This is a genomic window from Clostridium bornimense, assembly GCF_000577895.1.
GTDB classification, from domain to species: domain Bacteria; phylum Bacillota; class Clostridia; order Clostridiales; family Clostridiaceae; genus Clostridium_AN; species Clostridium_AN bornimense.
In genome coordinates this window covers 559,150-574,306 of the sequence record NZ_HG917868.1, presented here as the reverse complement: position 1 = coordinate 574,306, position 15,157 = coordinate 559,150, and the positions used below count along the sequence as shown (strand labels likewise).

Below are 15,157 nucleotides of genomic sequence, written 5' to 3'. Positions count from 1 at the left end.
CTACTTTTTGGTAGCGACTTTTAATATATCTCCTGCTACTTTTGCTGCATTTATAGTCTTACTTTGATTTTCCTCTAAAATTACAGATATAGCATACTTAGGCTTATCATATGGTGCAAAACCTATAAACCATGAGTGAGCAATTCCTGCTGTTCCATTTTTCTCATGATCCGCTGTACCAGTCTTACCTGCTACTTTTATCCCTGAAACCTTAGCATTTTTACCTGTTCCCTTAGTACCTTCTACAACATTAAGCATATATTCTTGTAATGTTTCTATACTAGAAAGTTCACCTACTTTTCCTAATGATTCTATTGGTTCTTCTTCTACAACATTTCCTGATGCATCTTCTATCTTTAATAATGTATGAGGTTTCATCATCTCTCCATCATTAGCTATAGCCTGTGCCACTGCAGCCATTTGTAACGGAGTAGCTGAATCTTGTGCCTGACCAATACCGCCTTGAGCTAACTCACCATCGCTGCCATATCCCGGAAACTTAGATACAACTTCATTAGTATAAAGACCTTGTACCGGTAAATCTTGATTGAAATAAAATTTTTCTGCAGTCTCTTTTAACTTTGAACTACCTACTTCTATAGCAACTTGACCAAATACAACATTTGAAGAAACTGTAAGTGCTCCTTTTAAATCTAGTGTTCCATGAGCAATATTATTATAATTTGATAGTGTATATTCATCAGCATTACGCTCAATTATATTTCCATCTTCATCTTTTTTATCAAAAGTTAATATACCATTGTCTTTAAATGTTTCATCTTCTATTCCTGGTACATTTTCTAAGGCTGATAATGCTGTAATTACCTTAAATGTCGATCCTGGTGGATATAATCCATTAAATGCTCTATTATATAATGGGTTATTATCAGTATCTGTATTTAATTCTACCCAATCTTCTTCAAGATTATTAGCATTAAATGTTGGTCTTGATACTGCTGCAAGAATTGCTCCTGTTTCTGCATCTAATACTACCGCTGCACCTTTAAAACCATCCATAGCATCATAAGCTGCTGCTTGTATATCATAATCTAAAGTCAATGTGACATCATTTCCTACCTTAGGCACTTCTTCAAATCCATTTTTTATCAATTCCGTAAGACTTAATGAATTGTTTTTAGTTAAATATTTGTTGTAAATTTTTTCTGCTGAGGCTGTTCCATACTTTGTATTATAATATCCCAAAACATGACAAAACAAATCTCCATCTACATATGTTCTTTCTTGAGTATTACCATCTACTCTTTCCATAGTAGTTAATTGTCTTCCATTTCTATCATAAAAGTTTCCTCTTAATATTTCATTTTCTCTTATATATTTTCTCCCGTTATCATCATTGTCAATTATATCAGGCGCCACAAAGATTTCAAAATATCCAATGTATGTACATAACGCTGAAAATAATAATAATACAACTATTAATATATGCTTTATATTACTATTTAAATTTTTATTTTTTTTCTTCTTTCTAACCTTCATATTATTTTTCTCCTTCTGAAATCTTTTGAAGAATACCTAAAATTATAAATGCTGATAAAATTGAAGTACCTCCATAAGATACAAATGGTAACGTTATTCCTGTAAGTGGTATAGCTCCTGTTACACCTCCAACAATAACTAATGATTGAATAGCTATCATTGTACTTAAACCTACATCTAAAAGCTTAGCACCATTATCTCTTATATTTATTGCTCCCCTCATAGAACGATAGAACATTAATAAATATATAAGTATAATTGCAAATCCAACTAATATTCCCATTTCTTCAGAAATAGCTGAGAAAATAAAATCTGATTCACACATTGGCACTTTATTAGGATATCCTAAACCTAATCCTTTTCCTATAACTCCACCTTCTGCCATACCATAAAACCCTTGAACCAATTGATAACTTTCTCCTGACACATAAGGCCATGGATCCCTCCATATTAATACTCTTCTTTTTACATGAGCAAACATAAAGTAAGCAGCTACGGCACCCACCGATGCAAGAGCAAAAGTAGCCAACATATATTTAAAATTACCTGTAGCCATATATAGCATAGTAATAGATACCCCAAAAATCATTAGAGCTGTTCCTAAATCTGTTTGTAGCACCATAAATCCTAATGAAAACATTATTGTAAAAATAGGTTCTATGCCAATTCTGTAATACTTACCAAATGGTCCTAATACTTTTTCCATAAAGTCACTTATACCACCTAAATACTCATCTTTGCTACTACTTTCTTTATTTAATGCTAATGCTAAATATATTACTAAAAATATCTTACCAAACTCTGACGGTTGAAAAGAAAAACCACCAATATATACCCAGTTTAATGCTCCATTAACTTCTGATTTCCCTGTAAGAGTATTATAAATCTTAGCCATAGACATGAATATAAGAGTTAGTATAAGAAATATATAACGATATTTCTTAAGTCTATCTAATTCTGGCATCAATACTATAACAAAAACATATATAGTAACTCCAATTATAAACCATACAATCTGTTTAATTGCAAGATTCGTTCCCTTTGCAACATCTAATCTATAAAGCATAGTTATACCTATCGTAGCAAGGATACATGCTAATATATATAGATATTTATCTCCTTTAGGAAAGTATCTTCTAAGCATAAAATGTATTGTTCCTATAAGTACCATAAGTATAGCTCCCATAACTAAAGCCGCTGTATTAATCGGTGTAGTTATAAAAGATAAATTAATAAAGCATATAGCTATAAGTATGTATGTAAATCTAACTAACCTTTTTTCTTCCTTGTAAACTTTCCCCAAATTACTCTACCACCTTTACGGTAAAATCTCCTAATTTTATTATATCTCCAACATCTAAAAATGCTCTATTGACAATTGGATTTCCATTTAAGTATGTTCCATTTGTACTACCTAAATCCTCTAAGATATACTCTGCTTCATCTTTATATATTCTTGCATGATGAGATGATATATAAGGGTCTTTTAATACTATTGTATTTCCTTCTTTTCTACCTATAGTTATCAAGCCAGTTATCATTATGACTTGATTATTTCTTAATCTTTCATATGGTCCTATGTTTATAACTCTAAGTCCTAATCTTCTATTTCTCTTATCTGCAACCTTATCTGCTATTTTTATATCTTTATTTATTGCTTTTATTGCATAAAAAATTATAAAGTATATAACTACAATTATTACTACCCTAAAAATTAACGATAACTTTACTAATTCCAAGTTGTTCACCGTCCTACCTAATTTCTGAACTTTAATTCATTATAACATCTTTTTTAGGTATTGTCCTGTATAGGAATTTTTCACCTTAGCTATCTCCTCTGGAGTTCCTTTGCATAATATTTCTCCACCCTTATCTCCGCCTTCTGGTCCTAGGTCAATTATATAATCTACTGACTTTATAACATCTAGATTATGTTCAATTACAACAACACTATTACCGCCATCTACTAGACGTTGAAGAATTTCAATAAGTCTCTTTACATCATCAGTATGAAGTCCAGTAGTTGGCTCATCTAGAATATATAATGTTCTTCCTGTTGCACGTCTAGATAACTCATAAGCTAACTTAACCCTTTGAGCTTCACCACCAGAAAGTTGAGTTGATGGTTGACCTAATCTAACATATCCTAGACCAACATCTAATAATGTTTGTAACTTATTTTTTATTCTAGGTATATTTTCAAAGAACTCTACCCCTTCTTCTACTGTCATATTTAATACTTCATCAATATTTTTCCCCTTATATTTTACTTCTAAAGTTTCTCTATTATATCTTTTTCCTTTACACACTTCACATGGAACATATACATCTGATAAGAATTGCATCTCAATTTTTATTATTCCATCTCCACGACAAGCTTCACATCTTCCACCTTTAACATTAAATGAAAATCTTCCTGGTTTATATCCCTTCATCTTCGCTTCTGTAGTTTGTGCATAAAGTTCTCTTATATAATCAAATACACCAGTATAAGTAGCAGGATTTGATCTTGGTGTACGACCGATAGGGCTTTGATCAATATTTATTATTTTATCTATATTTTCAATACCTAAAATTTCTTTATGCTTTCCTGGGTTTTCTTTCGCCCTAGTAAGTTTTTTATGTATACCCTTATATAAAATCTCATTTACCAATGTTGATTTTCCTGAACCTGATACCCCAGTAACAGCAGTAAATACTCCCAATGGAATCTTTATGCTAATATTCTTTAAATTATTCTCTTTGGCATTCTTTACTTCAATAAAGTTACCATTTCCTTTTCTTCTTTCCTTCGGTACTTCTATCTTTTTTTCTCCTGTTAAATATTGACCTGTTATAGACTTCTTGCAGTTTTTAACTGTTTCTAAATCTCCGGCTACTATAATTTCACCACCATGTTCTCCTGCTTTTGGTCCTATATCTACTATATAATCTGCTTCCCTTATAGTATCTTCATCATGCTCTACTACTACCAATGTATTTCCTATGTCTCTAAGATTTTTCATTGTAGCAATTAATTTATCATTATCTCTTTGATGTAATCCAATACTAGGTTCATCTAATATGTATAAAACTCCTACTAATGCAGATCCAATTTGTGTTGCAAGACGTATTCTTTGAGATTCCCCACCTGATAAAGTTCTTGCTTCTCTACTTAATGAAAGATACTCAAGTCCTACATCTATCAAAAACTTTAACCTAGCAGAAATCTCTTTAACTATTTGATCACTTATTATTTTATTTTTCTCTGATAAGTGTAATGAATTTATAAATTCTAATTCCTCTTTTATAGATAATGAACATAACTCATTTATGTTTTTTCCATCAACCTTCACACTTAATGCTTCAGGTTTTAATCTTGCACCTTTACATTTCGGACATGCATTGTCACTCATATAATTTTCTATTTCTTCTTTTATAAAATCTGATCCTGTTTCCATATATCTTCGTCTTAGTTCATTTATAATCCCTTCAAAGATATAATTATATTTAACTTCTCTTCCATCTTTTCTATAATTTACTACTATTCTCTCACCTTTAGTACCATATAATAATACTTCTATTACTTCTCTAGGTAATTCATTTATTGCAGTATCTAATGAAAACTTATACTTCTCACACAAAGACTTAAGAATAGCAAAATTCCAAGAATCCTCTTTTAATCTTCCTTCACCCCAAGGCGCTATAGCTCCTTGAAGAATAGATTTTTCTTTATCTGGTAAAACTAAATCTTCATCTATTTCCATAAGAGTACCAAGTCCATCACAAGTTTCACATTTTCCAAAAGGAGAGTTAAAAGAAAATAATCTTGGTGCTATTTCTTCAATACTTATGTTACATTCAGGACAAGCGAATTTTTCTGAGAATAATACTTCTTCTTCTCCTATAATATCTATTATAACTAATCCGTCACCCATTTTCAGAGATGTTTCTATAGATTCAGCTAACCTACCTTCTATTCCCTCCTTTACTACTAATCTATCTACTACTGCTTCTATACTATGCTTTTTAGTCTTTTCTAACTTTATCTCTTCATCTTCAAGGTCATATACCTCACCATCAATTCTAGCCCTTACAAAACCATTTTTCTTTATGTTTTCTAATACCTTGACATGTTCACCTTTTCTTCCTCTAATAAGTGGCGCCAACACCTGTATTTTTGTTCTTTCTGGCAATGACATAACTTTATCCACCATCATATCCACTGTTTGTTGACTTATTTCCTTACCACATTTAGGACAATGAGGAACCCCTATTCTAGCATATAACAATCTCAAATAATCATAGATCTCTGTAACAGTACCTACTGTAGATCGTGGATTTCTTGATGTTGTTTTTTGATCTATAGATATAGCCGGTGACAAACCCTCAATATATTCTACATCTGGTTTATCCATTTGCCCTAAAAATTGACGTGCATAAGAGGATAATGATTCTACATATCTTCGTTGACCTTCAGCATATAATGTATCAAAAGCAAGGGATGACTTTCCTGATCCAGACAAGCCTGTAAACACAACTAATTTATCTCTAGGTATCTCTAAAGATACATTTTTTAAGTTGTGTACCTTCGCGCCTTTTATAACTATCCTATCTTTCATAATAACTTTCTCCTTTTTATATACTTAATAACTATTTTTTACGTATTAACTTATTTTTAACCTCGAACATTCGTTCTACTAAGATTTTAATTTTATTTATTTTCCTTGTCAATAAAAAGAAGTTGTTTTATAAATCTCTAATTAGGACTTGCCTTTATTAAATTTTATATTTTTTAGCATTTCTTGTCAAACTTTTGCTTGTATTATATTTTTTCTGTCAAATTTAATCGTAATTTGTATATAAAAATTTAAATTTTTTCTCTAAGTAAATTTATTTCATCTCTTAATTCTGCCGCTCTTTCAAATTGTAGATCTTTAGCAGCTAACTTCATTTCATCTTCAAGTTCTTTTATTTTATCTATAATTTCCTCTACTGTTAATTCTTCTTTCTTAACTGCCTCATAAGTAGCCTCTTCTTCTGCCACTGTAGAAATTTCTAAAACATCTCTAATATCTTTCTTTATAGTGGTAGGTATTATATTATTTTTTTCATTATATTCTATTTGAATCTTTCTTCTTCTTTCTGTTTCTCTTAATGCATACTCCATAGATTTAGTAATTCTATCAGCATACATAATTACCTTACTCTCAGAATTTCTTGCCGCTCTACCTATTGTCTGTATTAATGAAGTATTTGATCTTAAAAATCCTTCTTTGTCAGCATCTAAAATAGCTACAAGAGCAACTTCTGGAATATCTAACCCTTCTCTTAAAAGATTTATCCCTACTAATACATCTTGTTCACCACTTCTTAATTCCTTTATAATTTTCATTCTATCCATAGTTGATACATCTGAATGCATATATGTAGTTTTTATTCCCATGCCCTTTAAATACTCAGTTAAATCTTCTGCCATCTTTTTAGTAAGTGTAGTTATAAGTGTTCTGAATCCCTTCTTTGTAGTATTTACTATTTCACTATATAAATGATCAATTTGACCTTCCACAGGGACTACTTCTATTACTGGATCTAACAATCCTGTAGGTCTTATTATTTGTTCTGCAACATTTTCACTATGCTGAAGTTCATATTCTCCTGGCGTTGCTGATACAAATACTACCTCATTCATCTTATTTTCAAATTCATCAAACTTTAATGGTCTATTATCATAAGCTGAAGGCAATCTAAAACCATATTCTACTAAAGAATCTTTTCTAGATCTATCTCCTCCATACATCGCCTTCACCTGTGGCAACGTCACATGACTTTCATCAATGAACATAAGAAAATCCTCAGGAAAATAGTCGATTAAAGTTTTAGGAGGTTCCCCCGGATTTCTTCCATCTAATATTCTTGAATAATTTTCTATCCCAGAACAATATCCCATTTCTTTTATCATCTCAATATCAAAATTAGTTCTTTGCTTTATTCTTTGTGCCTCTAATAACTTTTCTTCACTATTAAACTTTTTAACTCTCTCATCTAACTCAATCTCTATTTGTTTTATAGCTTTTTCTGTTGTCTCTTGTGATGCAGCAAAGTGAGATGCCGGAAAAATAGATATATGTTTTCTTGTTGATAATATTTTTCCTGTCAATACATCAAATTCTCTTATTCTATCTATTTCATCTCCAAAGAATTCCACTTTTATTCCCTTTGAATTTTCACTAGCTGGAAATATATCTAATACATCTCCTCTAACTCTAAAAGTTCCTCTTACAAAATCTATATCATTTCTTTCATATTGAATAGAAACTAATTCTTTAACTACATCATTTCTTTCTTTTGTCATTCCTTCTCTTAATCTTACTGTTAACTTTTTATATTCTTCTGGATTACCTAATCCATATATACATGAAACTGATGCAACGACTATTACATCTTTTCTTTCTAATAATGCAGACGTAGCAGAATGACGTAATTTATCTATTTCATCATTAATAGAAGCATCTTTCTCTATAAAAGTATCTGTTTGAGCTACATAAGCTTCTGGTTGATAATAATCATAATATGAAACAAAATACTCTACTGCATTATTAGGAAAGAACTCTTTAAACTCTGAACAAAGCTGTGCCGCCAGCGTTTTATTATGAGCTAAAACTAATGTAGGTTTTTGTACTTTTTCTATTATATTAGCCATGGTAAATGTTTTTCCTGATCCAGTTACTCCTAATAACGTTTGAAATTTTTCACCTTTCTCTATCCCTTTAATTATAGAATCTATAGCCTCTGGCTGATCTCCTGTAGGAGAAAACTTACTCTCTATTTTAAATTTTTCCATATTTAATCACCTCTTATTTAGATTAAATCATTTGCTTTACTTACCATTATACTTTAAAATTAAAAATTTTATTACTTTTCTATATTTTATTATTAAAAACTATGCACTTAATAATAAAATTTTTTCTATAATATATTGTAGCTACTAAACATTTAACTTTTGAGTAACAGTTGAGAAACTTTACGATGTACAGAAATTCACAAGAGATAAATTTTATAATATACTAATAAAAACTAATGAGTAATTTTTCTTAACATCAAAATTAAAATACAAAGGCTGTGCAAACTTGCACAGCCTTGAATTTAAGCATCTATTTTTTTATACTTAAATCTTTATATCTTGTTAAATATAATTCATAATTCATCTTATTATTTTTAACTATTGTATCTAATATCACTCCACATACTAATGATAGTATAGCAATGACCATAAATCCTACTGCTAAAATAGCTGAAGGTACTTTACTTACAAAACTAGTTTTTACGAATTCAAAAATAACTGGAACTCCTACTAAAAGTCCTAGTAAAAAAGAAACTAAAGTTACTATACCAAAGAAAGCCATAGGTTTATAATTTTTAAATAGTGATCCTAGTGCACTTAGGACTCTATATCCATCCTTAAAAGTACTTAGTTTAGACTCACTTCCTTCTGGTCTATCTCTATAATCTATTGGAATTTCTTTTAATAAGAATTTCTTATCTAATGCATGAATACTCATTTCAGTTTCTATTTGGAATCCATCACTTAATACTGGCATAGTCTTTACAAAATATCTATTAAATGCTCTATAGCCAGTCATTATATCTCTAATTTCATTTTTAAATAATAAACCTATTAACCCCTTAACTAAGTTATTACCGAAATCGTGAAAAGGTCTTTTATTTTCTTGGAAATATGTCCCATTAGATAATCTATCTCCAATTACCATATCTGCTTCGCCATCTATAATTGGCTGTATCATATCTCTAGCTGCTTCTGCTGGATATGTATCATCTCCATCTACCATTATATATATATCAGCATCTATATCTCTAAACATAGATCTAACAACATTTCCTTTACCTTGTCTATATTCTTTAACTACAATAGCACCTTTTTCTTCTGCTATTTTTGATGTGTTGTCCTTCGAATTGTTATCATAAACATATATATCTGCCTCTGGAAGTTCCCTCTTAAAATCTTCTACAACCTTCCCAATCGTAAGTTCCTCATTATAGCAAGGAACTAATACTGCTATTTTCATATATTTTCCTCCTATATACTATCTTTTATTTATCCTTAATATAACACCTTATAAATTTTTATATTATCAACATCACTATTATATAACTTTTCAAAATTTATACTGGAATTACTGAACTCATTTTCCAAATCTCTCCTAGTTACTATATATTTAACATCAATTTTAGACATATCATCTAAATTCATATTTATAGTAATAGCATCTAAATTATCTAAAATATAACTAGTTTCTTTATCAGACAAATTAATTTTCACATGAGCATATCTATTATAATAGAATTCATTTTCACCTGTTGGATCTATCTTACTCCACTTCTCTTCATCTGGATAAAATTGTATTCCCCCAAAGGTTTTTGCTCCATTTGCATAAATATAACTCCCATTAATATCTCCATCTGAAATCCATACTCCATTAGAATCATTACTAGATATATCAATAATAGCTTTTGATAATGTTTTATTATATATAGCGCCTACTCCTCTTGCCACAGGATTTACTGTCATACCTGATACTATAATTATTATTGACATTGATATATAAAATAACTTTTTAATTCTGCAGAATAAACTTATATTTATTATCAAATATATAATGAACACAATAATATAAGACTTCATTGATACATATTCGGTAAATATTGACGTAATTATCAATCCAATATAAAATGCAAAATTGACTATAGCTACTAATATTCCGACTTTTTTTGAAAATAACTTTTCTCTAAATAACATACCTATTGCCCATATAGATAATAGCATAGATGTAAAACTAAATGCTAAGATCATTCTACTACTGGTAACATAACTAAGGAAAGTTATTTTTGCAAACCATTCTGGGAATTCAATAAAACTCCATATTAATTGACATACTGAAACTATAAATAAAGAAATTCCTACTCCATCAACTTTTTTCTTTTTAATAGATGCAACTAATATTATCACACTTCCAAGGAAGAAATTGATAAAAGAACTTACTTCACAATTATTCATATTAGGTAAATAAATATCTTTATAAGGTATAAATGCATTTATTATAAAATCCGATAATCTAAATAAATCCGTTCCTCCGCCTACTGATACCCTTTTCCCTGGATATACGGTGTTTAAAGATAACTTTAGAGCATCGTGAGATACTATAACAAAGTAACCTAATATCGCTACAATGACTAACAAAATAGATGATATCAATACGTAATCCACTTTATTCAGTTTATTCTCTTTTATAAACTTAAAAAATACAACAGCCATAAGAACAAGTGTCAAATATGCAAAAGGTACCTGTAATGCAGGATATATTACTAGTGCAAATCCAATTGTACTAAATGCAAAAACTATTGAACTAATAACTCTATATTTAGTACTATGATGATATTCAAAATACTTATAAAATGATACTATCATCGCTATAGAAAAAAATACTATATCTCCAACATGTTGCATGAACCACCATTGAACAGCTGGTGAAAATGCTATCCAAAATGCACCTATTAAAGATAATACTTTATTTTTCTTTGTTAAAATCATTGATAATTCAAAAGACAATAAAATCAATGCAATAATTTTAAAAGACCAATACCATGATAATCCATATTCTTTTCCTAGAAGTAAAAATCCCCAGTTGAATGGCTTACCGATAACTGTGATATTAGCTACTGGCGCATTATATGATAAAATCATATTCTGACCATTTTCACTTACATTTTTATTCATTAATGGATAATATTCATCATTCGTTGCTTGTGCTAAATAGTATGTCGATTGTACTAACCATTCATCACTTCTTATTGCTCTATTTTCACCAATAATCACATTTTTTTCTTGAGGGTTAATCTTTTCTGTAATTATACCGTCCCACATACCAATGGAACTTCCATGTAATTTAAATATAACACATAGTATAAATACTATAATTGATATAACAAATCTCCACTTTATTATAGAGTCAATTATATTTTTCCCAAGTTTATTATTTCTTTTCCTATCTAATCCCATCTCTTCTCCTCTAAATATAAAAATACTTATTAGATTATACCTCAATATTATATAAATCTCAATTTCTATTTTCTATTTTTGCATAATCTTAAATTATTTATCAAAAATGATCTTAAAGATTTCAATTCAATATCTAGTTCAAGATTTCTTTTATATAAAAAACAATTTTTATAATAAAATAAGAAGCCGCCGCATTCATGTATATGCGACGACTCCTTAAAAATAACATTTATTTTCTGTAGCTATAACACTTAAACAAATTAGAGACCTCATCTTCTTCAAAACTATTTAATAACATTCTCCTAGCGCACACTACATTTAGTTTATCTTCAGGTACTGAATAAAAAATTCTTATCTCCTTCTTAGCTCTAGTCAGTATATATGAGAATCTAAAAAAATCTTTATTTTTATTTAAAGGTAAGAATCTTCTGTTTTCTCCTATTACCATGGACAAGTATAACACATCTCTTTCAAACAAATAAAAATCATCTATATCTCCAATAAAAATATCTAATCCTTCATTAATCTCTTTATTAAAACAGTTACTAATACGAGAATTAATATAATTTTTTTGTTCCTCTCCACCTAAAGATACTATTCCTAAACTATATTTTTTCTCTTTATATTTCTTCATTTGAAGTCTAATATGTTTAATAATCTCATCAACTTCCTTTATATTTATGTTTTTCTTTTCCTCCCGTTTACCTCCTACAAAAACCTTTTTCATAAATATATTTCTTCTGTAATTCTCAGTAAAGTTATATTTTACAGGTAATGATTGCTTTGAAAATTCTAAAAGACTAGAATTTATCATAACCTTATCTTCTTCATCCAAATATACTTGTTTTAAGAGATTATTGCCTTCATATTGTTCCCTATAACCATCTCCACCTACAATAACTATTTCTCTCCCTAAATTAAGTAGCCCTAATTCTTTTAATGTTAAAGATTCTCCCCCTTCTACTATTACAAGATCAAAATACGTTTTACTTAGATCCATTCCTTCTCTTACTTTTTTTAAATTAACTAACCAAAGATAATTCTCTTCTATTGCTTTTTTCATTAAAGTTTGAGCTTCTTCTATATATTGATAATATTTTTTACTTCTTCCCTTCCCAATTCTAATTAATGCATCTATCCATTCAATAGTTTTTTCCTTTTTATCATTACAAAAAGTAATTAAATATTTACTTTTATTCTCTATATACATATCTAATAAATTTCTACCTTTAATATTTTCTAATCGATTTACTAGTTCTATATATTTTCCCTTTTCTTTTTTTACATAAAAAGCCTCTTCTATATCTAAGTAATTATCTTTATCTGATGACATAAGAATTTTGCATAATGTTAAAGGAATTGTACTTTTCAATTTATTTATATAATAACTATACTTCATCGCTACATTTTTTATATTCCATATATCTTTTAAATTATCAAAGCCCTCTTCTACAAGTTTTTCATCTAGATTTTTTAGTCCATTGTACAACTTTAAAAACTTCTCATTTCCTTCTATTTTCAACATTAGACCTTTAAAGATAGCACTTAATTCAATTTCATTCTTTTTATTATCAACGGCAATCTTAAGCTTTGTAATCTCTCTTGATAAATCACCACTTACAACATTAACTTTACCTATAAACTTAGCAGTTTTCATTGAATTCAGAAGTTCTCTTCCTTTAGATTCATAATCAAATACACTTTTAAAATCATCAATAAACTTTAATATTTGCATAATATTATCTATTGTGTATTTTTTAACTTTTTCATATCCATATTTATAAAAATACTTCTCCATATATTCATCTAAAATAAGTACATTTTTTTCTTCGTCTATCAAATTATCCACTATATCTTTAACAGCTTTTAACGATTTAGTCTTTTTATATAATTCATCTACTATATAATTTTCATTTTTTCTTAATATGTACTTATCTTTTAAAAACTCAATATATTCCATAGATTTTTTTAATTCCATATAATAATTATCATTTGTATTTATAATTTCCTCTCTTATTAACTTCACTTTTTCATTCATAGATAATATCAAATGAATTATTGCTTCAATATTGTTTATATTATTTATTAAATCATTTTGAAATTCTATATCATTAATATATTTATTCCAGAATTCTTTAGGAAATCTATCTTTAAACTGATCCAATTCCTTTTCATAATCTACAGCTAATATTTCAGTATTTCTTATCTCTTCAGAATCAAATTCTTTAATAAGCCATCTATTAAGAATATCTATATACTGCTTTTGTTTATCCTTTAGTTTTTTCATTGATTTAACTTTTAATACCAATTCATACTTAGTACCTATTTCTTCGAAAATAGTAATATTACTTAAATATAACTCTATATCCTCAATATTATTATTCTTAAGTATATCTATAAAATCTTTCATTTCTTCATTAGTAATAGGACATGTATCTTTATATGTCAAATCATCTTCTATCCACCCATTAGACTTATTCTTTATTCTATCTATAAATGATAATGGTACCTTTACATTCATTAATTCTTTAGCTTCCTTAGCATTTCTATAAAATTCATATTGATTGCCACTTACCCCTCTATATCTAGAGATATTATCTCTTAATTCTAGTAAATTATCATCCCCTATAAAAATCGATAACGGCTTCATAACTCCCGGAATCTTTTTTTCTATCTCACTTAGAGCCAAAGAACTTTCTGAAGTAACTAAAATTCGTTTCCCTTGCAATATATTATCTATTATTAATGATATTATTGCATAAGTCTTACCACTACCACTTATACCTTCTAAAACACCAGAACCATACTTATTTATATCTAATATAAATTTATTTTCCTCATCATTTAAAGTGTAAGGGGTTACACAAGAACCAACCTCATTATTCTCATACTTATTCCATTTAAAAATATATCTTAAAGCTGAAGTAACTACTCTCTTTTTCTCAAGACTAGTATTAATAAATTTCAATAATTTTTTTCCTTCATCAAGCAATAACTTATTTTTACTCTTTCTTAATACAATTAATTCCTCATCTAATTCCATGTATTTCTTATCTACACAGTATTCATCTTTCCCTTTGTATCCCAATTTCAGAAATAAATCATTAATCTCTATTGTTACTAATGAATTTATTATTACATCTATAGACTTAGATTCCTTATTATAATTTAATTCTACTTCATAAGAAGTTATTGGATACTTATACTTATCATCTATCTTAAAAGTACCCTGTATTAATACTACTTGATATAATGTTCCTTCTTTTTCCATAAAAGATAAGAACTTTTTTAACTTATAAAACTGATCATTATCTTCATAAATTGATATATATTTTCTTCCTATTGACTTATCCTTATTCTTACTTTCATTAGGTATATTAAAAATATATTTACTTTCGTATAAAAGATTTTTTTCATATCCATCTTCTATATTTTCTTTATGAACTAAATAACTTATTAACCTTTGTAATCTCAACATATTCCCTTTATCCATACTCATCACCTATTATTATATTGTTTAGATATTATTAATATGTTTATAATTTTACCATTTTTTGTAAATTTCTTCAAAGGTTTTATTACGTCATTTTATAACTAATAAAA

8 protein-coding genes are annotated in these 15,157 nt (G+C 28.3%); all 8 read right to left on the bottom strand.

The features are described from left to right. Complete coding sequence (locus tag CM240_RS02560; RefSeq protein ID WP_044036187.1) at window positions 1-1,497, bottom strand: peptidoglycan D,D-transpeptidase FtsI family protein; 1,497 nt, start codon at window positions 1,495-1,497, stop codon at window positions 1-3. 1 nt (window position 1,498) lies between these two features. After that, complete coding sequence (locus CM240_RS02555) at window positions 1,499-2,800, bottom strand: FtsW/RodA/SpoVE family cell cycle protein (RefSeq protein ID WP_044036185.1); 1,302 nt, start codon at window positions 2,798-2,800, stop codon at window positions 1,499-1,501. Window position 2,801: 1 nt separating this feature from the next. Then, the gene (locus CM240_RS17930) at window positions 2,802-3,245 is read right to left on the bottom strand and encodes an FHA domain-containing protein (RefSeq protein WP_278246575.1); all 444 of its coding nucleotides are present in this window, start codon (window positions 3,243-3,245) and stop codon (window positions 2,802-2,804) included. Between the two features lie 30 nt (window positions 3,246-3,275). Continuing rightward, window positions 3,276-6,098 (bottom strand): excinuclease ABC subunit UvrA, encoded by a 2,823-nt coding sequence (gene uvrA / locus CM240_RS02545; RefSeq protein WP_044036182.1) that lies wholly within the window; start codon window positions 6,096-6,098, stop codon window positions 3,276-3,278. Window positions 6,099-6,346: 248 nt separating this feature from the next. Continuing rightward, window positions 6,347-8,320, bottom strand: a complete 1,974-nt coding sequence (gene uvrB / locus CM240_RS02540) for an excinuclease ABC subunit UvrB (protein WP_044036180.1) — start codon at window positions 8,318-8,320, stop codon at window positions 6,347-6,349. 310 nt (window positions 8,321-8,630) lie between these two features. Further along, on the bottom strand, window positions 8,631-9,563 hold the full coding sequence (locus tag CM240_RS02535; protein WP_044036178.1) for a glycosyltransferase family 2 protein: 933 nt from the start codon (window positions 9,561-9,563) through the stop codon (window positions 8,631-8,633). 35 nt (window positions 9,564-9,598) lie between these two features. Continuing rightward, window positions 9,599-11,554 carry a DUF7657 domain-containing protein gene (locus CM240_RS02530; RefSeq protein ID WP_044036176.1) on the bottom strand — a complete coding sequence of 652 codons (1,956 nt, stop codon included), beginning with the start codon at window positions 11,552-11,554 and terminating at the stop codon, window positions 9,599-9,601. Window positions 11,555-11,783: 229 nt separating this feature from the next. Beyond that, complete coding sequence (locus CM240_RS02525) at window positions 11,784-15,047, bottom strand: DEAD/DEAH box helicase family protein (RefSeq protein WP_044036173.1); 3,264 nt, start codon at window positions 15,045-15,047, stop codon at window positions 11,784-11,786. Between the last annotated feature and the right edge of the window lie 110 nt (window positions 15,048-15,157).